22 protein-coding genes, 1 tRNA gene and 1 pseudogene are annotated in these 25,135 nt (G+C 70.9%); 17 read left to right on the forward strand and 7 right to left on the reverse strand.

Annotated features, from left to right (window positions below; translation table 11 throughout):
- Window positions 1–445 precede the first annotated feature (445 nt).
- The 10 genes from ACZ562_RS01070 (at window position 446) to ACZ562_RS01115 (ending at window position 14,403) form a co-directional block, all read left to right on the forward strand.
- Window positions 446–1,498, forward strand: a complete 1,053-nt coding sequence (locus tag ACZ562_RS01070; protein WP_471172687.1) for a right-handed parallel beta-helix repeat-containing protein — start codon at window positions 446–448, stop codon at window positions 1,496–1,498.
- Window positions 1,499–2,096: 598 nt separating this feature from the next.
- The gene (locus ACZ562_RS01075) at window positions 2,097–2,789 is read left to right on the forward strand and encodes a glycosyltransferase (RefSeq protein WP_471172690.1); all 693 of its coding nucleotides are present in this window, start codon (window positions 2,097–2,099) and stop codon (window positions 2,787–2,789) included.
- Between the two features lie 6 nt (window positions 2,790–2,795).
- Window positions 2,796–4,274, forward strand: a complete 1,479-nt coding sequence (locus ACZ562_RS01080) for a glycosyltransferase family 4 protein (RefSeq protein WP_471172694.1) — start codon at window positions 2,796–2,798, stop codon at window positions 4,272–4,274.
- Window positions 4,271–6,712, forward strand: coding sequence for a lipopolysaccharide biosynthesis protein (locus tag ACZ562_RS01085; RefSeq protein ID WP_471172697.1), 2,442 nt, complete (start codon window positions 4,271–4,273; stop codon window positions 6,710–6,712). The genes ACZ562_RS01080 and ACZ562_RS01085 overlap by 4 nt, the downstream gene beginning before the upstream one ends.
- Window positions 6,709–8,544 carry a glycosyltransferase family 4 protein gene (locus tag ACZ562_RS01090; RefSeq protein ID WP_471172701.1) on the forward strand — a complete coding sequence of 612 codons (1,836 nt, stop codon included), beginning with the start codon at window positions 6,709–6,711 and terminating at the stop codon, window positions 8,542–8,544. Before ACZ562_RS01085 ends, ACZ562_RS01090 begins: the two co-directional genes overlap by 4 nt.
- Window positions 8,526–9,341, forward strand: a complete 816-nt coding sequence (locus tag ACZ562_RS01095) for a PIG-L deacetylase family protein (protein ID WP_471172704.1) — start codon at window positions 8,526–8,528, stop codon at window positions 9,339–9,341. Before ACZ562_RS01090 ends, ACZ562_RS01095 begins: the two co-directional genes overlap by 19 nt.
- A gap of 8 nt (window positions 9,342–9,349) precedes the next feature.
- Window positions 9,350–10,912, forward strand: a complete 1,563-nt coding sequence (locus ACZ562_RS01100; RefSeq protein ID WP_471172705.1) for a phospholipid carrier-dependent glycosyltransferase — start codon at window positions 9,350–9,352, stop codon at window positions 10,910–10,912.
- A complete protein-coding gene (locus ACZ562_RS01105; RefSeq protein WP_471172708.1) occupies window positions 10,905–11,999 on the forward strand; it encodes a glycosyltransferase family 4 protein in 1,095 nt (364 codons plus the stop codon). The genes ACZ562_RS01100 and ACZ562_RS01105 overlap by 8 nt, the downstream gene beginning before the upstream one ends.
- Window positions 11,996–13,312, forward strand: a complete 1,317-nt coding sequence (locus ACZ562_RS01110) for a beta-galactosidase (protein WP_471172710.1) — start codon at window positions 11,996–11,998, stop codon at window positions 13,310–13,312. Before ACZ562_RS01105 ends, ACZ562_RS01110 begins: the two co-directional genes overlap by 4 nt.
- A gap of 23 nt (window positions 13,313–13,335) precedes the next feature.
- Complete coding sequence (locus tag ACZ562_RS01115; RefSeq protein ID WP_471172713.1) at window positions 13,336–14,403, forward strand: GNAT family N-acetyltransferase; 1,068 nt, start codon at window positions 13,336–13,338, stop codon at window positions 14,401–14,403.
- A gap of 101 nt (window positions 14,404–14,504) precedes the next feature.
- On the opposite strand, the gene ACZ562_RS01120 is transcribed toward ACZ562_RS01115, so the two are convergent.
- Window positions 14,505–14,578 (reverse strand) — tRNA-Pro (locus tag ACZ562_RS01120).
- Window positions 14,579–14,678: 100 nt separating this feature from the next.
- On the opposite strand from ACZ562_RS01120, the gene ACZ562_RS01125 reads away from it, so the two are divergent.
- Entirely contained in the window at window positions 14,679–15,203 is a 525-nt protein-coding gene (locus tag ACZ562_RS01125) for a DUF309 domain-containing protein (protein WP_471172715.1), read from the forward strand.
- A gap of 57 nt (window positions 15,204–15,260) precedes the next feature.
- On the forward strand, window positions 15,261–16,034 hold the full coding sequence (cobF, locus tag ACZ562_RS01130) for a precorrin-6A synthase (deacetylating) (RefSeq protein ID WP_471172719.1): 774 nt from the start codon (window positions 15,261–15,263) through the stop codon (window positions 16,032–16,034).
- Window positions 16,035–16,129: 95 nt separating this feature from the next.
- Here cobF and ACZ562_RS01135 read toward each other — a convergent pair whose 3' ends face one another.
- On the reverse strand, window positions 16,130–16,876 hold the full coding sequence (locus ACZ562_RS01135) for a cobalt-precorrin-6A reductase (protein WP_471172721.1): 747 nt from the start codon (window positions 16,874–16,876) through the stop codon (window positions 16,130–16,132).
- 162 nt (window positions 16,877–17,038) lie between these two features.
- On the opposite strand from ACZ562_RS01135, the gene ACZ562_RS01140 reads away from it, so the two are divergent.
- On the forward strand, window positions 17,039–17,839 hold the full coding sequence (locus ACZ562_RS01140) for a TIGR01458 family HAD-type hydrolase (RefSeq protein WP_471172723.1): 801 nt from the start codon (window positions 17,039–17,041) through the stop codon (window positions 17,837–17,839).
- Here the strand turns inward: ACZ562_RS01140 and ACZ562_RS01145 are convergent.
- Both ACZ562_RS01145 and ACZ562_RS01150 read right to left on the reverse strand, forming a co-directional pair.
- Window positions 17,825–18,598 (reverse strand): sulfite exporter TauE/SafE family protein, encoded by a 774-nt coding sequence (locus ACZ562_RS01145; protein ID WP_471172725.1) that lies wholly within the window; start codon window positions 18,596–18,598, stop codon window positions 17,825–17,827. The genes ACZ562_RS01140 and ACZ562_RS01145 overlap by 15 nt on opposite strands.
- A 153-nt stretch (window positions 18,599–18,751) precedes the next feature.
- Window positions 18,752–19,939: a thiolase family protein gene (locus tag ACZ562_RS01150; RefSeq protein WP_471172728.1), complete on the reverse strand. Its 1,188-nt coding sequence runs from the start codon at window positions 19,937–19,939 to the stop codon at window positions 18,752–18,754.
- A 189-nt stretch (window positions 19,940–20,128) separates the two neighbouring features.
- On the opposite strand from ACZ562_RS01150, the gene ACZ562_RS01155 reads away from it, so the two are divergent.
- From ACZ562_RS01155 to ACZ562_RS01170, 4 genes and pseudogenes are all read left to right on the forward strand, one after another.
- Window positions 20,129–20,935 (forward strand): alpha/beta hydrolase, encoded by an 807-nt coding sequence (locus ACZ562_RS01155; protein ID WP_471172731.1) that lies wholly within the window; start codon window positions 20,129–20,131, stop codon window positions 20,933–20,935.
- Window positions 20,936–21,032: 97 nt separating this feature from the next.
- Window positions 21,033–21,290, forward strand: a complete 258-nt coding sequence (locus ACZ562_RS01160; protein WP_471173936.1) for a WhiB family transcriptional regulator — start codon at window positions 21,033–21,035, stop codon at window positions 21,288–21,290.
- Complete coding sequence (locus tag ACZ562_RS01165) at window positions 21,287–21,766, forward strand: Dps family protein (RefSeq protein WP_471172734.1); 480 nt, start codon at window positions 21,287–21,289, stop codon at window positions 21,764–21,766. The genes ACZ562_RS01160 and ACZ562_RS01165 overlap by 4 nt, the downstream gene beginning before the upstream one ends.
- A gap of 60 nt (window positions 21,767–21,826) precedes the next feature.
- Window positions 21,827–22,158 (forward strand): annotated as a pseudogene (locus ACZ562_RS01170) (DUF3140 domain-containing protein).
- Window positions 22,159–22,207: 49 nt separating this feature from the next.
- Here the strand turns inward: ACZ562_RS01170 and ACZ562_RS01175 are convergent.
- Genes ACZ562_RS01175 through ACZ562_RS01185 form a run of 3 tightly spaced genes read right to left on the reverse strand, consistent with a single transcriptional unit; the run spans window position 22,208 to window position 25,124 of the window.
- On the reverse strand, window positions 22,208–22,897 hold the full coding sequence (locus tag ACZ562_RS01175) for an SDR family oxidoreductase (RefSeq protein ID WP_471172736.1): 690 nt from the start codon (window positions 22,895–22,897) through the stop codon (window positions 22,208–22,210).
- On the reverse strand, window positions 22,894–23,775 hold the full coding sequence (locus tag ACZ562_RS01180) for a cupin domain-containing protein (RefSeq protein WP_471172739.1): 882 nt from the start codon (window positions 23,773–23,775) through the stop codon (window positions 22,894–22,896). The genes ACZ562_RS01175 and ACZ562_RS01180 overlap by 4 nt, the downstream gene beginning before the upstream one ends.
- Window positions 23,772–25,124: an amidohydrolase family protein gene (locus ACZ562_RS01185; RefSeq protein WP_471172743.1), complete on the reverse strand. Its 1,353-nt coding sequence runs from the start codon at window positions 25,122–25,124 to the stop codon at window positions 23,772–23,774. Before ACZ562_RS01185 ends, ACZ562_RS01180 begins: the two co-directional genes overlap by 4 nt.
- Between the last annotated feature and the right edge of the window lie 11 nt (window positions 25,125–25,135).

The raw sequence follows: 25,135 nt of genomic DNA on the forward strand, positions 1-25,135 counted from the left end.
GCATATCCAGCCCGTCCACGCCCGGGCGCTCCCGGCTGCCCGGGCCGGCTCACGGATCACATTCGCCGACAGGCCCGGCCGGCCTCGGCATATCGATCCGGCACGGCGGACGCTTATCCGGATCTCCGCCGATTGTGAGCTACTTCATGATGAGCCTCCCGTCCGCGTCCCTCTTCGTGGCACGCGAACGGGAGTCATCAAGTTGAAGTGCGCGCCAGGCCAAGCCACTTCACGATTCGCCGTCCGCGCCTCTCGCGCCGTGCGGCGATCACTGCACAGAGATCAAGGATCAAGGTCAGGACACTCCCCGGAACTGTCGGCTCTGGCGCTCTAGAGTATTTTGAGTACAGTACGCCGAGCAGCGTTTATCGCTTGAATTGTTCCGTACACAGGAGTTCCCGGTTTGAAGAAATTCCCTGGTTCCCGCCCCGTCTCCCGCAGGTCGATGCTGGCGCTGGCGACAATCCCTCTCCTGGCCGCGGCGCGGCGCCCTTCCCGCGACAGCAGCAAGGTTCTCGTATCGGATTACGCCACGCCTCAACTCGCGGCCAATGCCGCCGCCGGCAAGCACCTGGTGTTCCCGGCGGGACGGACGTACACGGTCACATCGCTGTCGATTCCGGCCGGCTGCTACGTCGAGGGAAACGGCGCAACCCTGCGATTCCCGGACAACTCGACGGCTTCGACCACGCACAGCGACGAGATCCTGAAGGTGCGGGGATCGGGCGTCACCATCGACAACCTCAGGTTCGACGGGCGCGCGGCGAACCAGGGGACCACCTGGACCCAGCACCGCCACTGCGTGAGGATCCACGGAAGCTTCAGCAACGTGGTCGTCAAGAACTGCGAGTTCAACAACATCATCGGTGACGGCGTCTACGTGAACATCGGAAGTTCCGCCAAGAACTGCGTCATCGGACCGAACAACACGTTCACGTCCGACCACTTCAACCGGAACGGAATTTCCGTCATCACCGGGACGCAAATCGAGGTGCACAACAACACCTTTGTCAACTGTTCGCGTTCTGGAATGCCCGGGCCCATCGACCTCGAGCCCAACTCGTCCACCGAGACCCTGTCCGACGTATTCATTCACCACAACACCATCGTCGGCGGGTCCGCGACCGGTACGGGCACGTTGCCTGGCATTGTGTACAGCGGATTCCAGAACGCTGCGGCCAACAACATCAATATCCACGACAACGACATCAGTGGAACCAGGTTCACGGACGGCGTTCTGGTCATCGGCATCAGCGGTGGCCCGTTCAACGCCGCGAAGAACGTGAACGTGTACAGCAACACCATCCACGCCATGGGCAGTGCGAACAGGTTCGGCGTCTCCATCAACCACTACATCGGTGCGAACATCTACGACAACACGTTCAACGGCATGCAGTGGGCCATCTACAACTACAAGGGCGCTCTCGGCACTTCGACCGGCAACACGTTCATCGGAGTGACGACGCAAATAACAAACGAAGATCCGCACTTTGCATAGAAAGCGTGCGAAGTGAGCCAGGAATCGAATCAGGGCCTTGTATCACCCCGGTGATACAAGGCCCTGATCCATGTGGTGGCTCCGCCGGGCGGAGCGCGGTCGGCCAGCACAGGGCACATATCCACCAAGACGGAAAAATGGTACATTGACGCAGTATACGTACACAGTCGACAGGACGCTGCAGGTCAAGGCGCCGCCCGGGGAGGATGGGAGCTGAGAGTCATGGAAGATCCGTTCCACAGGACGAGACTCCCACGACGAGGGCCTGTTCGGCGTCGTCGGCACCCAGCCGGCCGCGGACGCGGTAGACGTGCGACGAAGATCGAGCTTCGGGATCGGCCCCCCGCCATCGCCGTTCGGCCCCGCTCGCGGCCGCTTCCCGGAGGCGACCCGCAAGGCGGTGAGCCTGCCGCGCCGGCGGTCCTCACTCAGCGCCGCAGCATCTGAGTGATTGCTCTCTCGTTTCCGATCAGCCCGCTCGCCGGCCGGCGACGGGCGACGGAGGTGAATTCACGTGGTGCCCGTGTTGCCGCCAGGCTCTGCCGGGCGGGATGCCCACTCCCCCGAGGGGATTCCCTCGTGTCTGAGACGCCCCCCGGTGGACCTTGAGATCGTCATTCCCGCGGTCAACGAGGAGCGACGCCTGCCCCGCACCATCGCGGCGACGGTGGACTACCTCACGGGGCAGACCTGGTCGTCCGCTGTCGTCGTGGTGGACAACGACAGTGTGGACTGCACGATCGATGTGCCGGAACGCTTCGACAGCCCCGCGGCGCCCGTCCATGTGATCGGCTGCAGCGAGCCCGGCAAGGGCGCCGCCGTCCGCCGGGGCATCGTCACGTCGGCGGCGCGATTCATCGGTTTCGTCGACGCCGACAACGCCACCCCCATCGAGACGCTCGACAAGGTGCTCCCGCTGCTCCGGGACGGGTACGCGGCGGTGATCGCCTCCCGGCACATCGACGGCTCCCGCTGCGACGTGGAGTCGGCGCTGCGCCGGTGCGGCGGCTGGATGTTCCGCCGACTCGCCCGGTTCGCCCTGCCGGACGTCGCGGACACCCAGTGCGGCTTCAAGTTCTTCGACGGGCCGCTCGTCCGGGACGTGGCGGCGGCCTGTCACGTGGACGGGTTCGCCTTCGACGTGGAGCTGCTCGTGCGGCTGACGCGGGCCGGCGGGAAGATCGTCGAGGTACCCGTCGACTGGTCGGACATGCCCGGATCGACGTTCTCAGCTCGGCGTGACGGCCTCCGCTCCATGGCGGACGTGCTTCGCACCTCTCTCTCGCGGTGACTTTTGATGACTGCACTCCAGCACATTGCCCGCACGACCGTTCTGTTCCTCAACTGGCGCGACCCGGCACATCCACAGGCCGGGGGCGCAGAGGCCTACTGCTACGAGATCGCACGACGGCTCACCCGCTCGGACGCGCGGGTGACCCTCTTCGCTGCGCGATTCCCCGGGTCCCCGGCGAGTGAGACGGCCGACGGCGTGCGCATCCTGCGGGCCGGCGGAACCTTCGGGGTCTATCCCGCCGCGGCCGTCCATCTGCTGCGGAACCGCCACACCTATGACGCGGTCGTCGACTTCCAGAACGGCATACCCTTCTTCTCGCCGCTCTTCTCACCGCGCTGGACCGCGAACATCTGCGTCATCCACCACATTCACCAGAAGCAGTTCGACCTGTTCTTCCGATGGCCGATGAACGCCCTCGGGCGGCTGCTGGAGAAGCAGATCAGCCGCTGGGTCTACCGCGGGCACGCACTGGTCGTCGTGTCGCCCTCCACCCGGGAGGGCGTGCGCGCGACACTCGGTTTCCACAACCCGATCTACCTCGTGCCCAACGGCAGCCCCGGGCCGGATCCCGAACCTGCCGACCGCGCAGGGACGCCCACCATCGCCGTGGTCAGTCGGATGACACCGCAAAAGCGCGTGGACCTCCTGCTCCGGGCCCTGCCCGACCTGCGTCGGCGCTGGCCGGACCTTCACGTCGACCTCGCCGGCGACGGCAGCGAGCTGCCGTACCTTCGCGCGCTCGCCTCCACGCTCGATCTCGGTTCCGCCGTCGCATTCCACGGCCACGTCAGCGACGAGAAGAAGCGGGCGCTGCTCGGCAGCGCCTGGCTCACGGTGGTGCCGTCCTCCGCCGAGGGCTGGGGTCTGACGGTCATCGAGGCGAACTGCGTGGGAACGCCCGCGATCGCCTTCGACGTCCCCGGCCTGCGGGACGCCGTCCAGCACGGCAACAACGGCTGGCTGATCCCCGCCGGCAGGTCGTTGGCCGACGGAATCGCCATGGCCCTCACCGAGCTGAGCGACGCCGGCACCCGCGACCGGACAGCGGAGCGCTGCCGCGCCTGGAGCGCGCGGTTCTCCTGGGACGACAGCGCCGAACGGCTCGCCGAGGTGGTGCTGGAGGAATCCCGACGCGTCCATCGGCACCGCAGGTCGCGCCGCCGGGCCAGCGATCTCACGGTCCTCACGCAGTTCCGGGCCGAGGACGGCGACGACATCGAGCACGTCCTCAACACCGCTCTGCGGGAGACCGACCGGTGGAGTCGGCGGGGCGACTCGTTTCGCCTGCTGATGCACGGCTGCGACGAGCTGAGCGCGTACCAGGCGCTGCGGCGACTGGGCATACGCGAGGCCGTGTTCCGGCTGGCACACCGGCGGGAAGAGCTCGTGCACCCTGATGTGAGCGACGTGGGCACACCACGGCCGAAGCACCCGCCGACCGACTCCGGGCCCGGGGCCCGGGAACGGCGTGATCCCGGATGACCGCCCTCCGTACGTCGGCTGCGCACCGGCCCGAGACCCGCCCGGACGTGGTCACCGCGGTGCACGGCGCCCGCTGGTTCACGGCGGCCGCGCTGATGGTCGGCGCCGTGAACTACGGGTACGCCCTGCTCCTGACCAGGCTGCTGGACGTCGCCTCGTACGCGCGGTTCGCCGCCGGCCAGTGGCTGCTGATCAGCGCGGCGACCGTGGCGACGGTGACGGTCCCGTGGGTGCTTGCGCAGGCGCTGGCCCGCGCCCGGTCGGACGCCGAGCGAGGCGACGCGGGCCGCTTCGCGATCATCACGAGTACCTGCGGCGGGCTCGTCATCGGCAGCCTCGTCGCCGCCGTCGCAACCCAGTTCGCCGGCCCCGCCACGACGATGGCGCTGGCCCTGAGCACGCTCCTGATCTATGTGACGACGGTGACCACGGGCTGGCTCCAGGGTGAGGAGCGCATGCGGACGCTGTCGCTGCTGCACGTGGCCGAAGTGGTGCTGAAGGCGGCGGCCGGCGTGTTCCTGGTCGTGGCCCTCGGGCTGAGCGACACCGGCTCCCTGGCGGCCTTCGGTATCGGCGCGCTGCCGCTGCTGCTGTGGTGGCCTTCTCTGCCGCGGGGCAGTGGACGGCCCTGGCGCAGCGCGTCGGCCAACCGGGACCTGTGGCGGCGCGCGCTCGGTATCGCCCGTCTCCAGGGTCTGGTGGCGCTGATGGCCGCGGTCGACGTGGTGCTGGTGACCGTACTGCCCACCGACCGGTCCGCCGCCGCGAGCTATCAGGCCAGCGTCGCGCTCTCCCGGGTGCCGCTGTTCGTGGCCAGCGCGGTGTCCATGGCGTTCTTCCCGGCGCTGTCCCGGCGGCGGGCCGGCAGCCCGCTCAGCGCCAGCGCCGTACGGATGTACGTCATCAGTTCCCTGCCGCTCGCCGCGACGATCGCCACGGTGCCGAGCTCCGTCGTGACCACCGTCTTCCCCGCCGACTACAGCATGATGAGCACGCTGCTCGCCTTCACCGCGGTCACGGGTTTCGCCATCGGCACGATCAACCTGGTCGTCACCTTCTCCCAGGCCGCGGACGACTACGCCTGCGCCCGCTGGCAGATCGTCGGCCTGGCGGGCTACACCTTCGCCCTCCTGGCAGGCTGGCGGGTCGACGGCGTACGCGGCATCGCCGTCGGCGGAGCCCTTGGCGCTGTCGGGGCGCTCGCCCTGCTGCTCTGCCGGCTCGTCCGCCGGCAGGGAGCAGCCTGCCTCAGCCGGATAACTCTGGTGGAGCCGCTACTGCTCACAGGGGCGCTGGTGCTGCTGCACCGCTATCCGCTGCTGTGGCTGATCGCCGCGACAGCCATCGGCCTACGAGCCGTGGAGCGGTTTCTGCGCCGGCCAGGGGCTCCGGATCCGGCGGAGGACCTGACCGAAGCGGCCCCCGTGCCCCCTCGGGCGGCTCCGGCCGCCGGTTCCCCCGCCACGACCATCGACGAACCAGGTGGCGCCATGACCCACCGAGCAGCGGACCATACGACCCTCCCGGCCGGCCCTGTGGAAGAGCGGCCCGACCGCCTCCTCGTGGACGCCGTCTGGCGCGACGACGTGCGGCCGGCAAGCGATGCCGCGTTGCGGCGCGCGCTGTCGCTCGCGCGCGACAACCAGGTGGAGGGCAGGCTCGCGCGGGCCTATCCGCGCCAGCTGGCCGATGTCGTGACCGAGGTGGACAAAGCGAACGAGCTGTTCCGGGAGAACCTGAGCGAGGTCACCGACCGCCTGCGCGCCGCGGGCGTCGTCACGGTGCTGATCAAGGCGGACCTGGCGGGCGACTACGTGTACGGCAACTTCGATCTGGTGGTGCCCGACGGGCGTTGGGAGGCTGCGTGCGACGCTCTTGAGGGCTGGTACGTCCACCGTTCGACGTACTGGCTGGAGCGGTCCACCAAGGTGCTGCTGGAACCGCGGCGCGGCCCTGCGGCCCATCTGCACAGCGCCGTGTCGTGGTTCGGTGTGCCCGTGGTGTCCAGCCGCCGGCTGTTCGATCATGCCGCGCCGGACGGGGGAGCCTGGCTGCTGCCCCACCCGGCGGACGAGCTGCGGATCTGGCTGGCGCACGGTCTGTTCCAGAATCTGTCCCTCGATCTGTCGGAGCTGTTCGCGCTGCGGGAGCTGCTGCTGCCGGACATCGTGGCCGAGGCGCGGCGCGAGGCGGCGCGCGAGGGGTGGCTCGTCGGCGGTGCCCGGGCACTCGACGTCGCGGTCGAGGCGATGCGGCGGCTGGACCGGGGAACACCGCTCAGGTTGCCCGTGCCGCTCCCGGTGGCCGTGTCCCTCCGCGCGGGCGCTGAGCACGTGCTGTACCTCCTGCGCGACGGGCGCACGGGCGTCGCAGCGCGCGAGGCGGCCCTGCGGGTGCCGCTCGTCGTCGCGAAGACGCGCAGGAGGTTCCTCTCATGAGGCGTCGCCCCCTGCTGGTGTGCGTGTCCGGACCGGACGGGGCCGGAAAGTCGTCCCTGGCCGGGCGAGTGGCGACAGGCCTGCGCGATCGCGGGTACGCCGTGGCGACCCGGTACTGCTACGGCTGTGTCGTCTGCCGGCGCCTGCCGCGGAGGTTTCGGTTCCGGTTCACCGCGTCCGTCGGGGAGCGCCCGCCGGTCGCCTCGGGTGCCGGCACGTGGGTCGGCCGGCTGCACGGCTGGGTGGACGCGGCGGAACTCGCCGCGCGTCTGGCGGCGGCCACCGTGCGGGCACGTCTCACGGCTCGGGGGCGGCCGAGCGCGGTGGTGACCGATCGCGGTCCGCTCGACGGTCTCGTGAAGTTCGACCCCGCACCCGGTTCCGGCCTGGCGGCCGTCTTCACACGGCTGATGACGGCGTACCAGGTCACCCTGCTCCTTGACGCGGAGCCCGAGGTGCTCGCGGAGCGGGACGGCGAGTACGCGGTCGGTCCACTGGCGGACCTCCGGGACCACTACCGGCGCTGGGCCACGCGCCGGTCGTCCGTGCACGTGGTGGATGCCGCGGCCCCGCCCGACACGGTCGCCGCGGAGGCCATGCGACGTGTGCTGCCGGAACGGCGGACCCCGGGGAGGGCGGACGGAGCGCCCGGCGACGCGGCGGACGGAAGGAAACACGTGGTGATCTCGACCTTCGACGACACCCGCAACCCGCATTACCACGGCGGCGGCGCGGTGCTCATGGACAAGGTCGCCCACCGCCTGGCCGAGGAGCACCGGGTCACCGTCGTCACCGTGGCGGGGCACGGCGGCAGCGAGACGCGAGACGGCGTCCGATACCGCTTCCTGCCGCTCGGCTGGGCCGGACCACGCCTCGGGCAGCTGCTCCATCACGCGCTGCTTCCGCTCATGGCCCGCCGGTTGCCGCACGACCTGTGGCTGGAGGGCTTCACGCCGCCCTTCTCCACCAGTTTCCTCCCCCTGTTCTCACGGAGCCGGGTGGTAGGGGTCGCCCAGTCGCTCAGCGGCGACGGCATGTCACGCAAATACCACCTGCCCTTCTTCCTGGTCGAGCGGTTCGGCCTGCGGTTCTACCAGGACGTCGTCGTCACCAACGAGTTCGACGGTGCGACCGTCCGCCGGTACTCCCCCGAAGCCGTGACCCACCTGATCCCCAACGGCGTCGATCAGCCGCCCGTCGCCCCGGAGCGGTTCGGCGACGGTGACTACATCGCCTTCCTGGGACGCGTGGACGTCTGGATCAAGGGACTGGACCTGCTCCTCGCCGCCCACTCCGGCGGCTCGCCGTCGATGCCGTTGGTGCTGGCCGGTTCGGGCGCCCGCGGCGAGGAGACCAGACTCGCCGGGCTGCTCGCCGAGTCAGGCGCCGACGCCCGCTGGCTGGGCGAGGTGACGGGAGCGGAGAAACGCCGCTTCCTGGAGGGCTGCGCCTTCATGGTGCTGCCCTCCCGCAGCGAGGCGTTCGGCATCGCGGCGCTGGAGAGCATGGCGTACGGCAAGCCGGTGCTGCACTTCGATCTGCCCACCCTGCGGTGGATGGACGGCGGAGGCGATGTCACCGTCCCCGCCTTCGACGTGGACGCCCTGGCACGGCAGATGTGCGCTCTGACGGCGGACGAGCAGCTGCGCCGACGGCTGGGGCGCCTGGCGTACCGGGCGGCGCAGCGGTTCTCGTGGGAGCGGACGACCGGTCGGTACCTGACACTCGTCCGGGAGCTGCTGGACCCGCCCGGTCCACCGAAGAGTACGAGCGAGGCGGCAACGCGGGAAGCGGAGCGGGAGGAGGCGGGGCCATGGCAGCCGGTCCGCTGACCGCCGCGATCGACGCGGGAAAACCACTCGTCGTCCTCTCCCCGCATCTGGATGACGCGGTCCTGTCCTGCGGAGCGCTGATGTCGCACGCCGTCGGGCACACCGAGGTACGGGTGGTGACGTTCTTCACGGAGGGGGGTGCCCCGCCGTACACCTTCTCCGGGCGGCAGTACCTGCGACATGCCGGGCAGCCCGACGCCGAACGCCTGTACCGGGACCGGCGCGCCGAGGACCGTGACGTTCTGCGGCGGCTGGGTGTGGACTGTCTCCACATGGGACTGACCGACGGCCTCTTCCGTCGTAAGCCCGGAGCGTCCGGCGGCCGCCTGGCCCGGGTGGGTTGCGCGCTGCCCGAACCCGCGCACGTCTATCCCACATACCGGCTGCATCTCTCCAGCGGCCGGATCTCCCGGCACGACATCGGCACCCTGCGCCGTGTGCAGGCCTCGCTGGAACAGGTGATGTCCCCGCCGCACGCGGTCCTGCTGGCTCCCTCGGGAGTGGGCGGACACGTGGACCACGTGCTGGTGCGGACCGCCGCGGAGCTCAGTGGCGAACCGGTGGTCTACTACAGCGACTTCCCCTACAACCAGCAGCACCGCCCCGACCCCGAATTCGTCGCACGTAACGCGCTGGTCCAGGTGGAGTGGTCACGCAACCTCGCCACCAAGGTGGCGCTGATTCACGGGTACCGCTCGCAGGCGGCCGCGCTCTTCCCCGGTGGCCGCATTCCCCTGGTGCCGGAGATCTATCTGCTCCCCAGTGGCGATCGGGCGTGCCGCATCGGGGGAGCATGATGGCTGTCGTGAGCAAGGCTCTCCCACTCTCGGTTGCCTGGCTGCGGCAGCGGGTCGTAGGAAGGCTCTGGGTCGTGGCCGGCTCCGCCGCCCTGCTCACCGGGCTGCTCCGACTGATCGGGTTCGGCCCTTCGGCGGACGTGTGGGTCGACGAGGTCTACTACTGGCACATCGGTCACTCCGTGGAGTCCGGGGGCTTTCCCCGGTATCGCGGTGACCTCTTCTTCCTGCACCCGCCCGGTTTCTTCTATGTCGAGGGCGCCTGGGAGCGGCTGTTCGGCTGGCGTCCGGACGTCATCTCCGGGGTGTACGAGATGCGTCTGCTCAACACCCTCCTCGCCGCCGTAACCGTCGCGGTGCTGGTGCTGCTGGTGGCGCGCGTCACCAGGTCCGTCTGGGCCGCGGGCGCCGTGGGGCTGGTTTTCGCCCTCGACCCGTTCGTCCTCCGGCTCAACCAGCGTGTCCTCATAGAGACGTCGATGATGCTCTGGCTGCTGCTGGGTTATCTGGTGCTGCTGCCGTTGGCGGAACGGCATCCGCCGGCCAGGGCGCACCGTCGCGCCGCCGCCGCCGGGCTCCTCTTCGGCCTGGCCACCCTGACCAAGGACGTCGCGGCCCTCGTCACCGTGCTGCCGCTGCTCGTCGCCTCCGTGTTCGCCTGGCCGTTGCGGCGGCGGTCGCTGCCGTTGGTCACCGCCGTCTGCGCCACCGTGCCGTACGCGATCTACGTCGGCGTGGTGGTGGCCGCGGGCCATTTCGACGTGTTCTGGATGGTGAAGACCCTGGGCATCAGGAGGCTGCTGGGCCAGGTCCAGGCGACCGGCTTCAACGCGAGGGGCTCGCCCCCACTCTCCCAGCGCATCATCGAGGAACTGACCAACTTCGGCAGCACATATGCGCTGCTCGCCCTTGGACTCCCGGCTCTGATACTGGTGCTGCGGCGCGGCGAGCCGGCGCAGCGTCTCATGGCGCTCTGGTATCTGTCGGCGGGTTTCGCCACCACCTACGCCGTCCTCAAGGGCACGTTGGAGGAGCAGGTGACGTACTTGCTGCTCGTGCCGACGATGGTGATCGTGGCGACGGCGGCCGTACATCTGTGGGGGCGACACGCCAGGCGCCGACGGCACGTCTCCGCCCCGGTCGTCGGGATGGTCCTCGCGCTGGCACTGGCGATGACGTGGTCGGGTGTCGCATACGCACGGGGCAGGTCGCAGCCCGACGACGGCTACGCCCGGATGCGCCAGTACATGGTGGAGCACCTTCCCGCGGGCAGTCCGGTCATATCGACGAGCAGCTCGGTGGACCTGGTCCTGGACGACCGCTATCGCATCGGCCGATGGCTCAGCCCGGGGGACCGGGCGAGGGCAAGGGTGTCGTACCTCGTCGTGCCGTGGCGGCTGGTCGAGCAGGGTTACTCCTGGTTCACCCGGCGCCAGGTGCGGGACCTCACCCGGCAGGGCGCACTGCTCTTCTCCTTCCACGGCCGCACGTACGGCACGGTGTCGGTGTACCTGCTGCCGGTGCCGCCCCTGCCGCCGCCGGCCGGCCAGGCGGGCGGCGGCCGTGGCTAGCCGCTCGGAGCGGCACAGGGTGCTGCTCTTCACCAGCAGTCCGTGTGACGGCGGAGCGGGAGCCGACACCCAGCTCGCGGCGTCGATCGCCGACTGCATGCCGGACCGGGAGTTCCTGTGGTTCACGCGGTGGCCGCAGCACGGGTCTCCAGGGGTGGCGCGTGGTCGAGGCATCCCCATCGTGTCGCGGGACGGCGCCCCGCACGTGCCGGAGCGCATTCAGGTGGCGCTCGCCGGGAGTGTCCTGGCGCGTCGGACGGAGCTCGTGCACGCGATCCTGACGATCGGGGGGACGTACCCGATGTTCTCCCGGCTGCGGCGGGGTCTGCTCGGCAGCGGTCCGGTCATCCACACGGTGCCCGGGGTGATGGACGTCGGTCTGCTGGAGCGGGCGCGTCCGCTGGGAACGACGGTCGCCCTGTCGGAGGCGACGGCCGGGCAGCTCCGCGCGGCGGGGTTCGGGGACGTCCGCGTGATCGCGCCGACGATCCCGCTGGAACGCTGGCCGTGGCGGCCGCGCGCAGGGGGTGCTCCCCTCGTGCTGTTCGCCGGTCACCACGACCCGCAGGGCGGCGCGTGCGAGGCGATCGCCGCCGCGGCGGAGGCGTACCGCTCCGGGGCGCGGTTCCGTCTCGTGCTGGCCATGCGGAGCCGGCCGGGGCAGGACGAGCGCGCGCTGGAGGCGGGGCTGCGGGCTCTGGCGGCCCGGGAGGGGCTTCCCGGGATCGACGTCCGCGGCTTCGTCCCCGACATGCCGGGGCTGCTGGCGGCGACCGATGTTCTTCTCTTCCCACCGCGCACGCTCGGCGGCAAGGCGGACCTCCCCTTCATCGTCCTGGAGGCGCTGGCCGTGGGCCGCCCCGTGATCCTCAGCGATCTTCCGCAGTTCGGCGCGCTGAGTGGCGCGGGGCTACGCGCTCCCGTCGGGGACCGGCGGCGGACCGGTGAACTGCTGACGCGGCTCCTCGATCAGCCGCAGCACTGGGAGATGCTCGCGCGGCGTGGGCGTGCCACGGTTGAAGAGCGGTTCGGACCCGATCGCTTCCGAGCACAGTACGAACGCCTGTACCAGGAGGTCGTGGCATGAAGGCGTCACGGCGGGACGCGGTCCGACGCGCGGTCCGTCAGGCCACGCTCTGCTGGAAGCGCATCGGCATCATCGCGGCCGTTCTCCTCGTCGTGGCCTGCGTCCGAGTCCCCCATGAGGACAGGGGCTACTACTTCGGGACCTTGCAGACCATGCCGCTCAAGGCGCGCCTGGAGCGGAGCAAGGGAATTGAGGTGGCCCATCTGCAGATCTCCTGGGACCGGTACGAGCCCCAGGAGAACGTCTATTCCTACCGGTACGTCGATCAGGTCAAACGCGCTCTGGGCCGGTTCCAGCGCGCGGGGTCGCTCGTCGAGGTGAGCCTGGGCCTGAACCACGCGCCGAGCTGGCTCTTCGAGAAGTATCCCGACGCGGCCTATGTGAACCAGCACGGAGATCGCCTCCTGGAAACCCCCAACATGGTCTTCAGCCAGACCGTGCGCGAGAAGGCACAGCAGTACGTCAACGCGGTGGCCAGGGACATCGGGCTGGAGAACTTCTGGGCGATCCGGGTCGTCGTGAGCGGCACCGGCGAGTTCAGCTATCCCGCGGGGGACACCGATCGCCCGGGGCACACCTACTACTGGGCGTTCGACGAGAACGCCCAGAGTCCGGGAACGGCGGGGCGGCCACCCACCGTCCCCGCGAACCCGTTTCCCGACTGGAGACCGGGGGAGCGCGACTATCGGGGACAGGCCTTCACCGAGGCCCAGGTCCGCGAGTGGTACGACTGGTATCTGCGGGGCCTGTCCGATGCCCTGAACTGGCAGATCGGGTCCTACAAGGCCCTGCACTTCAAGGGGTTCCTGAAGGTCCTCATACCGGGCAGCGGCTATTTCCCGGAGGACTACCGACGCGCGGTCGGCGAGCGTCTCGACGCGACGGACGAGAACCGGCTGATCGCCCTCGGGGTGGGGTACTACAACATCCTGGGCCAGATCCGCGACCGCCGGAACGTGCTGATCGTGCCCACCTCGCTGGTGGACGGCACGGGAGAGCCGAAGAACAACGGCTGTGCCCCGACCGATCGCCGGGTGAACGTCCTGGCTCCGCCCCGCCATGTCCAGGACACCTGGTCGTCGATGCGCTGGATCAGCCGGGTCGCGCGGCACCACCACTTCTCCCTGCTGAGCGGAGAGAGCGCCGGGACTCAGGTGAGCCCCTACTATCCCGGAGTCATGGACGACGCGGCGCGTCAGATGAAGAGCTGCGGACTGCAGGGGCTGATGTGGGCCTTCGACCACAACCTCTACAACAGCACTCCGGGCTCGTCACTGGCGGACTACTCCGCGGTGATCTCCCGGTACAACTGACCGGTACAACCGAGGTGATCGCGATGGATGTCACGGTCCTCCGCACCGACGAACTGACCGCAGCGGACATCAGCGCGTGGCGCGCCATGCAGCGAGCCGACCTGGCACTGGCCAGTCCCTTCCTCTCTCCCGAGTTCACCCAGGCCGTGGGTCACCAGCGCGCCACCGCTCGGGTGGCGCGGCTCTCCGAGGGTTCCCGTACCGTGGGGTTCTTCCCCTTCGAACGGCATGCCTTCGGCGCCGGCAAACCCATCGGCTCCGGCTACTGCGACTGCCAGGGACTGATCCACCGGCCGGGCCTCGACTGGGACCCGATGGCGCTGCTCCAGGCCTGTGATCTCGCGGTCTGGGAGTACGACCACCTGGCCGCGGGACAGACTCCTTTCGAGACCGCCGGCAAACGCCGAGTCCATGCCGGCTCGCCCATCATGGAACTGAACGGCGGCCACCACACGTACCTCGAACAGCTGCGGCACAAGTTCCTCCGATCGGTGCGCGCGCGGGAGCGAAGTCTGATCAGGGACGTAGGTCCGCTCCGTCTGGTCTTCCATACGTCCGCGCCGGAGCTGCTGGACGTCCTGATCAGCTGGAAGTCCGCCCAGGCGCGGGCGAAGGGGCGCCGGGACCCGCTCACCCAGGAGCGGTTCGTGGCGGTCCTCCGGGAGCTCTTCGACCTCCCGTCCGAATCCTGCTCGGGCACCCTGTCCGTGCTCTACGCGGGCGCGGAGCCCGTCTCCATGCTCTACGGGTTGCGTTCGCGCCGAATACTCGCCACCTGGTTCCCCACCTACGACGCCCGGTTCGCCCGGTACTCGCCCGGAATACTGCTGCACCTCAAGCTCGCCGAGGCCGCCGCGGATCGCGGTATCGCCCACATCGACCTGGGCAAGGGCGCAGCCGAGTACAAGGACAATCTCAAGACGGCGGAACTGGGCGTCACCGAGGGGTACGTCGACCGCCATACCGCCAAGGGGGCGCTGTGCCGGCTGCGGATGGCGTCGGGTCGCACCACTCGTGCGGCGGTCCGCGCCAACCCGACGGTCCACCGCGCCGCCGTCAGAGCGGTCGACGTGTTCGATCGACGTCGCTGACGGGAAACTGCCCGCCGGCCGCTCGCCGGGTCCGGGTGTCCCCCCAGCCGCACGACAAAAGGGTCCTCGCAAGCTCTCGCCCGCGAAGACCCTTCGCACCGTCGGGACGACAGGATTTGAACCTGCGACCCCTTGACCCCCAGTCAAGTGCGCTACCAAGCTGCGCCACGTCCCGGTGCGCCTCGCGCGGTGACCCGCGTGATCGCGCGAACAGCACTTTACCCCACGTCGGGGGCGGCACCGAAGCAGGCCACGGGGCGCGGGACAATCGGCGTATGGGCAGCACATCCTCAGGAGGGCCGGTGGAAGCGCGGGACCGGGACAGCGAGGGGCGGGCCCGCAGCGCCCGCCCGCGGGACGGGCTGGGGCGGCCCCTGCCGTACGGCGCGGAAGGCGTCGCACGCCAGCCCGAGGGCGTCGTCCGCACGCCGGAGCAAAGCGTCGCCGAGGCCCAGGAGCTGCTGGACGCGGGCAAGCCGTTCCACGCCCACGAGGTGTTCGAGGACGCCTGGAAGTCGGGGCCCGAGGAGGAACGCGAGCTGTGGCGCGGCCTCGCCCAGCTCGCGGTGGGGCTCACGCACGCCGCCCGGGGGAACGCCATGGGCGGGGCCCGCCTGCTGCGGCGCGGGGCCGCGGCGACGGAGGCCTGGGCGTCGGCTTCCGGGCGGGAGCGGCCGTACGGGATGGATCTCGCGGGGCTGATCGCCTGGGCGCGGGGGCTCGCGGAGGGCGTGGAGCACCTGGCGGACGGCGGCGAGGCCGTCGACGCGGGCGAGCGGGCTCCGCGGCTGCGGGGGTAGGGAGCGCGGCCCGGACTCGGTGTCCCGTCTGTCAGTGCCGTGCGGCAGACTCGGGGCGTGCGAAAGATTCATGTCATCGGTATCGGTGCGGGCGACCCCGACCAGCTCACCCTGCAGGCCGTCAGGGCGCTGCGCGGCACGGACGTGTTCTTCATCCTCGACAAGGGCGAGGTGAAGAACGACCTGGTGCAGCTGCGCCGGAACATGCTCGACGCGCACATACCGGAGGGGACGTACCGCGTCGTCGAGGCACGCGACCCCGAGCGGGACCGGACCGCCGGCACCGCCGCGTACTCCCCCGCCGTCGGCGACTGGCGCAGCGCCCGTGCCGACATCTACGAGCGGCTGATCGCCGGGGAACTCGGCGAGGACGAGAGCGGCGCGTTTCTGGTGTGGGGGGATCCCGCCCTGTACGACAGCACGCTCGGGATCCTCGAGGAGATCCTCGACCGCGGCGCGGTGACCTTCGAGTACGACGTCGTGCCGGGCATCAGCAGTGTCTCGGCGCTCGTCGCCCGGCACCGGACCGGCCTGAACCGGGTAGCCCGGCCCGTGCAGATCACCACCGGACGGCGGCTGGCCGAGGGCTTCCCGGAGGGTGTCGACGACGTGGTGGTCATGCTCGACGCCCACCAGACGTTCCGGCAGTACGCCGACCAGGACCTCGACATCTACTGGGGCGCCTACATCGGCACGCCCGACGAGATCCTCGCCTCCGGCCCGATCGCCGAGGCCGCGCCCCGCATCGAACGGATGCGCGCCGAGGCGCGCGAGCGCAAGGGGTGGATCATGGACACGTATCTGCTGCGGAGGCACCCGAAGAACCCGTGAGGCGTACGGCACCCGGGCGGCAGGTATGAGGCACCCTGGCGGACCGCCGGCGTGGTTCGGCCCACCGGATCGATCGTGGACGATGGCCTACGTCGTCAGGCCCCGGTGAGGCCGAGACGATCGAGGGCGCCCGCCACATCGGGTACCGGCACCACGCCGTCCGGCAGCGGCGGCCGTCGTACGACCACGACGGGCAGCGCGAGTTCGCGCGCGGCCGTGAGCTTGGCCGCCGTCGCCTCTCCCCCGCTGTCCTTCGTGACCAGTACGTCGACGCAGTGCTCGCGCAGCAGCGCGGACTCGTCGGCCACGGTGAACGGGCCGCGCGCCAGCAGCACTTCCGTGTGCGGCGGCATCGGCGGCTCGGGCGGCTCCACGGACCGTACGACGAAGTGAAGGTCCGTCAGGTGTGCGAAGGCGGCCAGGCCCATCCGGCCCGTGGTCAGGAACACCCGGCTGCCGAACCGCGGCAGCAGGTCCGCCGCCGCGCCCAGGGAGGCGACCTGGTGCCAGCGGTCCCCCGGGCCGGGCCGCCAGCCCGGCCGGCGCAACACCACCGCCGGGACTCCGGTGGCCGCCGCGGCCCGCGCCGCGTTCGCGGTGATCGTCTCGGCGAACGGGTGCGTGGCGTCGACCAGGGCGTCCACGCACTCCTCACGCAGCCACCGGGCCAGCCCCTCGGCCCCGCCGAAGCCGCCGACACGTACGTCACCCGCGAGTGCTCCCGGCCGCACCACACGCCCCGCGAGAGACGTCGTGACCCGGACGCCGGTGCGCGCCGCGAGCGCCGCTGCCAACTCGCGCGCCTCGGCGGTGCCGCCGAGGACCAGGACGTGGGGGGACATGGCGACGAGCCTACGAGGTCCCGGACGGCTGTCGGTACGCCGGGGGCGACGGAGGCCGAGCGGAGGAAGGGCGGAGGACAGGGCGGAGGACAGACAGAGACGGACGGAGGACGGTACGCCGGGTACAGCCCGGCTGGCGGGCCGCGACGCTATCGTCCGGATATGGAATCCGTGCGCGCCGTGCTGATCGACATCGACGGGGTCCTCACCGTGTCGTGGCAGCCGCTGCCGGGTGCGGTGGAGGCGTTCCGGGAGCTCCGGGAGGCCGGTCTCGCCCTCGCGCTGGTGACCAACACGACGTCCCGGACACGGGCGTCGATCGCCGCGACGCTCCAGGACGCGGGGTTCCCCGTGTCCGCCGAGGACATCCTGACCGCGCCGGCCGTCACCGCCGCGTACCTGGCCGAGCGGAGTCCCGGCGCGCGGTGTGCCCTGCTGAACAGCGGCGACATCCGGGAGGACCTCGACGGCGTCACCGTCCTGGACGCGGCGGACACCGAGACCGTGCCGGACGTCGTGATCGTCGGCGGGGCCGGTCCCGAGTTCGACTACGCGGCGCTCAACCGGGCCTTCGGCCATCTCCAGCGCGGGGCCCGGCTCGTGGCCATGCACCGCAATCTGTACTGGCGGACCGGGGAGGGGCTGCAGCTCGACTCGGGCGCCTTCCTGACCGGTCTGGAGAAGGCCGCCCGTACCGAGGCCGAGGTCACCGGGAAGCCGTCGCCCGCGTTCTTCGAGGCGGCGCTGGCTCGTCTGGGGGCCGGAGCGGACGAGGCGGTGATGGTCGGGGACGACATCGAGTCCGACGTGCTGGCCGCGCAGCGCGCCGGTGTCACCGGAGTCCTCGTCAGGACCGGCAAGTACCTGCCGGAGACCCACCGGGCCGCCGGCGGGACGCCCGACCACGTGATCGGCTCCTTCGCGGACCTGCCGGCGCTGCTGCGGGCCTCAGCGCAGCAGTAGTTGCACGCCGCCCACGACCGTCGCGGCGATCACCAGTTGCTCGAACAGGCGCTGGTTGATCCGGTTCACAGCCCATGTGCCGAAGAACGCTCCGGGCACGACGAACAGCGCGAGCGCCGCGTCGAGCAGCAGCGAACGTCCGTCGATCAGGCCGAGGCCGACGCTGAAGGGGACCTTCGAGACGTTGACGATCAGGAAGAAGAATGCGGAGGTGCCGAGGAAGCCGAGCTTCCGGAAGCCCGCCGAGAGGAGATACATCGACATCACCGGGCCGCCGGCGTTGGCGACCATCGTGGTGAAGCCGCCGAGGACACCGTACGAGCGGGCCTTGACCCGGCCCGCTCGCGTCGCGACGGAGTCCGGCTCCCGCTCCCCGTCGGCCGTGCGCCGGCGCCACACCGTCACCCCGGCCATCAGCAGCAGGATCGCGCCGATAGAGGTCCGCACGATCCCGTCGTCCGCCCACATCAAGAACAGCGTGCCTCCGACGACGCCCGCCGCGACCGCCGGGAACAGCCGCCACAGCGTGGGCCAGTGCGCGTGCCGCCGGTAGGTGAGGACGGCGAACACGTCCCCGGCGATCAGAATGGGCAGCAGGACGCCGGTGGAGGCGCGGGCGGGCAGGACCGCCGCGAAGATCGCGAGGCTGACCGTGTTGGCCCCGCTCACCGCGGTCTTCGAGAAGCCGACGAGGAGGGCCGCGAAGGCGAGCGCGGCGAACTCCCAGCCGGTGATGTGCCAGAGGGTCATCGTGTTCATGCGGGGCCGATGCTATGCGCACCCAGCCGATGACCGTAAGCACCGTCTCGCCTGACGGCCCTGGGTGATTGAGCCAGTCCCCGTCGTCGAATTCCCGCCTGCCCCGCGACGCCATGGACACTCCCGCCGCACCGGGCTCTTGGCCGAGTCCACCTAGTGCCGCTCCACCAGCACCGCGCTCCCCTGCCCCACCCCCACGCACATCGTCGCCAGCCCCCGCTCCGCCCCCGTGCGCCGCATCCGGTGCAGCAGGGTCGTGAGGATGCGGGCGCCCGAGCAGCCCAGCGGGTGGCCCAGGGCGATCGCGCCCCCGGTCGGGTTGACCAGGTCCGGGTCGATGCCGAGCTGGTCGACGCAGGCGAGGGCCTGGGCGGCGAACGCCTCGTTGAACTCGGCCTCCTGGATGTCGGCGACGTTCCAGTCGGCGCGGGCCAGCGCCTTGCGGGTGGCCGGGACCGGTCCGATGCCCATCACGTCGGGGTGGACGCCGGCCGAGGCGCCGGCCACGTAGCGGCCCAGTGACTCCAGCCCCAGGTCGTTGAGTGCCTCCTCGCTCACCAGGAGCAGTCCGGCCGCGCCGTCGTTCATCGGCGAGGCGTTGCCCGCCGTGACCGTGCCGCCGGCGCGGAAGACCGGCTTCAGCTTCGACAGCTTCTCGTACGAGGTGTCCGCGCGGATGCACTCGTCGCTGTCGACGACCACTCCGTCCGGGCGCTGAACGGGCAGGAGCTCGTCGTCGAAGTGGCCGTTCTTGCGGGCGAGGGCGGCGAGCCGGTGGCTGCGCAGGGCGAACTCGTCCTGCCGCTCGCGCGGGACCCCGTACCGTGCGGCGACCTCCTCGGCCGTCTCGCCCATGGACAGCAGACCGTGGAGATCCTTCATCGCCGGGTTGACCAGCCGCCAGCCGAGCCGGGTGTCGACGGTCTCGATGCGGTGCGGCAGGGCCTCGTCGGGGCGGGACAACACGAAGGGGGCGCGGCTCATCGACTCGGAGCCGCCCGCGAGCACCACGTCGGCCTCGCCGGCTGCGATCGTGCGGGCGGCGGCGGTGACGGCCTCCATCCCGGAGGCGCACAGCCGGTTGACCGTGGCGCCGGGCACCGATTCGGGGAGGCCCGCGAGCAGCGCCGCCATGCGGGCGATGTTGCGGTTGTCCTCGCCGGCCTGGTTGGCGGCGCCCCAGTAGACGTCGTCGATGCGGGCCGGGTCGAGCGCGGGCAGGTCGGTGACCAGGGCGCGGATCACGGTGGCGGCGAGGTCGTCGGGCCGTACGCCGGACAGGGCGCCGCGCAGTTTTCCGATGGGGGTGCGGCGAGCGGCCGCGAAGTGGACGGGACGCACGACAGGACTCCTGACCGTCATCGCTCGGTTCCCCGGCGCCCCGGAGTCCGCCGGGGAACCCGAAGTCGCCGGCCGGCCCGGAGCCGCGGGAAAACGACCTTAATTAGCACTGCTAGTTTTGGACTATAGACCGCCGAGCGGCTCCCTGGGAAGATCCTCGGGACTTCACCGACGCAGCTGGAGGAGCTGATGGGCGACGCCCGCGAGCACGTCCTCGCCGGAACCCGGGGTCCGGTCACCGTGCGCGAATGGCCGCGGGAGCACCCGCGGTACGTCGCGCTCGTGGTGCACGGGTACGGAGAGCACGCAGGCCGGTACGAGGAGCCGGCCCGGGTTCTGGTGGCGCACGGCGCGGCCGTGTACGCGCCCGATCACACCGGCCACGGGAGGTCGGCGGGCGAACGCGTGCTGATCGAGGACTTCGAGGACGTCGTCACCGATGTGCACGCCGCGGCCGGGCTGGCCCGGGCCGCGCATCCTGATGTGCCGGTCGTCGTGATCGGGCACTCCATGGGTGGCCTGATCGCGGCCCGCTACGCGCAGCGCCACGGCGACGGGCTCGCCGCGCTGGTGCTGTCCGGGCCGGTGATCGGCGCCTGGGAGCTGCCGGGGCGGCTGCTCGCCCTCGACGAGATCCCCGACACGCCCATCGGCCCGGCCGCGCTGTCCCGCGACCCCGGGGTGGGGGCGGCGTACGCGGCGGATCCGCTGGTGTGGCACGGCCCGATGAAGCGGCCGACCGTGGAGGCGTTCGCCCGGACCCTGGAGACCGTGTCCAGGAGCGGTGAGATCGGCCGGCTGCCGCTGCTGTGGCTGCACGGCGACGACGACCGGCTGGTGCCGCTCGCCGGGAGCCGCGTGGGCATCGGCGAGCTCGGCGGCACGCTCACGGAGCGGATCTACCCGGGCGCCCGCCACGAGGTGTTCAACGAGACGAACAAGGCGGAGGTCTTCGCCGACCTGACGCGCTTCCTGGACGGCGTTGTGGCGCGCTGAGGCGGACCGGGCCCTGTCGTCAAATTCCCGCCACCCCCGCGACGCGCCCGCACGTGTGCCGCGTTTGCGCCGGTTCGCCCTGGGCACCCGCGCCCGCATGGAGTGGTTGCGACGAGCAGCCTGCGTGGGAGAGGACCCCGAGCTGTTCTTCCCCGTGGGCAGAGAGGGGCCGGCGCTGCGGGACCTCGCGGCCGCGAAGCGTGTCTGCGCCCGCTGCCCGGTGAGCACCCCGTGTCTGGCCTTCGCACTGAACAGCGGACAGGTCTCCGGGGTGTGGGGCGGGACCTGCGAGGAGGAACGCGTCGCACTGCTCCGGACGCCCGGGAACGAGACGAAGAGGAGGAGCACGCAATGACGGTCGTGAGGAGCACGCTGCCCGACGACGCGCGCCGGGTCACCGGCGACGCGCTGCAGGACACCCTGGTGGATCTGCTCGGGCTCTCCCTCACCGGGAAGCAGGCGCACTGGAACGTCGTGGGACCGAGGTTCCGTTCCGTCCATCTCCAGCTGGACGAGGTGGTCACGGCCGCACGCGAGTTCGCGGACACGGTCGCGGAGCGCGCCGCCGCGCTCGGCGTGCCGCCGGACGGCCGCCCCGAGACCGTGGCCGCCGCGTTCGGCCTGCCCGGCCCCAAGGACGGCTGGCTGCGGGACACCGAGGCCGTCCAGGTGATGGCTCAGGCGCTGGAGTCGGCGATCGGGCGGCTGCGCGAGCGCATCGCGGCGACCGAGAAGCCGGATCCGGTCACCCAGGACCTGCTGATCGGCATCACCGCGGAGCTGGAGAAGCAGCGGTGGATGTTCGAGGCGGAGAACTGGCCGCGCGACTGACCGGAGCACGGTTCGAGCACACATGTACGGACCGGACACACGGGCAGGGAAGGGCACTCGATGACCGACGCCCTCGAATTCGACGCGCTGTGGGAGGACTTCCACCGCGTGGTGAACATGACCTCGCAGGAGCTGGCCGCCTGGCTGCGGGTCCGCGACGCCGACGCGAACGCGGAGCCGCTGCCGGAGCGGGCGGGCACGCGCACGGGACGTCACGTCCTGGCGATCCTGCAGAAGCGGCGCACGGACCTCACCGACGACGACCTGCGGGTGATGTACACGGTCGTGGACACGGTCACCGCGCAGGCGGCGTGGACAGCGAGCCCGGGGCCGGGGAGACGCGCCGCCGGCACCGGCTGATGACGCTCGGCCACGACCCGCTCAGGCCATGAGCGTCAGGAGCACCGGGTAGGACGACCCGTGCCCGGCACGGACGCACGTTCAGCCCAGCAGCCACCCGCCGTCCACACTCAGCCCGACCGCGTTGACGGACCGGTTGCGCAGCAGGAAGTCCACGGCGTCCACCACGTCCGCCATGGTGGCGAGCCTCCCGGTGGGCGTCCTGGCGCGCAGGCCGGCCAGCACCTGCTCCGGCTTGGCCCGCCAGTACGGGCTGTCGCCCACGACGCCGGGGTGGACGGCGTTGACGCGGACCGGCGCGAGTTCCAGGGCGAGGGTGTTCACCAGGCCGGTCACCCCCGCGTTGACGGTCGCCACGGTCGTCGCGCCCGGGTAGGGGCGTTCCTTGGCCTGTCCGCCGAACAGCACGATCGCGCTGTCGTCGTGCAGCCGGGTCTGCAGCGTGTGCACGACCTCGGTGTAGCCGACGAGTTTGAGCGTGACGAGCTGGAGGGCGGCGTCGATGTCGTACTCGCGCACCCTGTTGTCGTCACGGGTGATGCCCGCGATCACCAGATGGTCGACGCGTCCGACGCCGGCCAGCGCCGCGGCGATCTCCCGGGGCCTGGCGAGGTCGAGGGCGAGGCCCCGGGCGCCGGTCTCCTCGGCCGCGGTGTCGGTGCGGTGCGGGTCGCGGCCGGTGAGGACGACCTGGTCCCCGCGCTCCGCGCGCACGCGGGCGAACTCGCGGCCGATTCCGGACGTGCCGCCGACGACGAGGACACTGCTCATGGCTTCTCCTCCAGTGCCTGCCGCAGGTACTCCCAGTCCCGGGTGAACCGGTAGGAGTGGCGTACCGGCGGCTGCGGGGCCTGTGTCTCCAGCCAACGCACCGGCCCCTCGCCCGCGTTGGCGAACCCGTGCACGCAGCCGGCGCCCGCCCAGGCCACGTCGCCGGGCTCCAGCCGGTACAGGGAGCCGTCGAAGGCGGCGTCCACGGTGCCTTCGAGGATCAGGTACGTCTCCTCGAAGGGGTGGTCGTGGCTGCCCGCGACGCCGTCGGGCGCGTACTGCACCATGAACATCGTGGAGGCGACCGCGCCCAGGTCGCCGTCGACCATCATCTTCACGGTGATACCGCTGTAGACGAGCAGCGCGGTCCGCATGCTCGCCGACACCGCGAGCAGGTCCTGCGACTGCCTGCCCGGGTCCATCTGTGCGGACTCGAAATGGCCGAAGGACCGGTTGCGCGGGTCGCGGACATCGATGCGGACGGGGTTGCCCGGGGGCAGTCCGGGTACCGCCTGCGTGTCGTACCCGTAGCGGGCCCGTGGTACCGGGGCGAGCATGTCGGCCCAGCGCGCGGCGGTGTCCCCGGCGCCGCGCCAGGCGTGCGGGACGCCGGCCGGCAGGAGGCCGTAGTCGCCTTCTCCGAGGTGGTACGACCCTTCGGGCACGTCGAGGATCACGGCTCCGCCGAGGACGTGGAAGCTCTCCTCGTACGAGTGCACATGGGCGCCGACCGTGCCGTCGGGCCGCAGTTCGCAGACGCCGAAGCCGGTGTGCACGCTGCCGTCGTCCTCGCCGACGAGCGTCCGTCGCCGGTACCCCTGCCGGTCGTACGGCGGTGCCGGCACGTCGGCGGTCCGGTGCACCAGATGCCGGGTCATGCCGTGCGCTTCACCTCCTTCGCCGCGAGGAGCCGGTCGCGGGACTCCTCGACCAGTCGCCGCGCACGGGCCACATCGGCCGTCAGCCGGCCGTCCCGCTTGCGGATCACACCGTCGACGATCACGGTCTCCACGTTGGACACGTCGGCCGACAGCGTCACCGCGGCAACCGGGTCGTGCAGCGGCGCGACGTTCAGCGCGGTGGCGTCGATCGCGACGACGTCGGCGCGCTTGCCGGGGGTCAGGGAACCGGTGCGGTCTTCCAGTCCCGCGACGTGCGCGCCGTTGCGCGTCGCGATCTCCAGTATCTGACGTGCCGTCAGCATCGTGTCCGGCACGGGGACGTCGGCCTGCCAGCACTGGGCGTTGACCCGCGCCCGCTCGGCGCCGAATGCCGCGCGGATCTGGGTGAACATGTCACCGGGCACGGTGGTGACCACGTCGATGCTCAGGGACGGCCGCAGCCCGTGCTCGATCGCCTTCATCACGGGCGGCCAGCCGTGCCCCATCTGCGTCTCCACCTGCGGGGCGATCGACACCGTACCGCCGCTGTCGGCGACCAGCCGCCACTCCTCTTCGCTGAAGTGGCAGCAGTGGATGTAGGTGGTGTCGGGGCCGAGCAGGCCGAGGTCGTGGAGTTGCTTCACCATGCCGAAGCGGCCGGCGAGGCGCCCCATGGCCACGTGGACGGTGAGGGGGATGCCCAGTTCCCGGGCCAGGCCCCATTCGGCGGTGACGACGTCGCCCACGCAGAAGCCGGGGCCGCGGGTGGCGAGCCCCATGGTGAGCAGGCTCTCGTCGGAGGCGAAGTATGCGGCGCGGATCCGGCGCACGTCGTCGGCCGGTATCGCGATCTTGCTCTCGAACCAGTAGTCCGCAAGGGAGGTGTTGGCGCTGCCGTACGCGTACTGCGCGCGGATACCGGTCTCGGTCAGGGCCTGGATCGCGGCGTCCGGGTGCTCCGGCGTGTTGTTGATGTGCGACCAGTCGACGAGGGTGGTGATGCCGGCGTTGAGGCATTCCAGGGCGCCCGCGAGGTTGGCCGCGTAGACGTCCTCCGGGGTGTACAGCGGCGCGAAGGTGTCGAGGATGTCGACGAAGTAGTCGTCGAGGGTGGCGTCGGGCGCGACGCCCCGGATCGAGGCCTCCCAGGTGTGGCGGTGGGTGTCGACGAAGCCGGGCATCACGATGCGTCCCGTCATGTCGAGGACCTCGGCGTCCGCGTCGATGTCCGGCCGGACCGCCGCGATCTTCCCGTCCTCGACGAGGACGTCACCCCTCGGCAGGTCCCCGACGGCGGGATCCATCGGGATCACGTGCCCGGCGCGAAGGAGTATCCGATTGGTCATCGCGCTTCCTC

This window comes from Streptomyces sp. NPDC040410, from assembly GCF_055595715.1.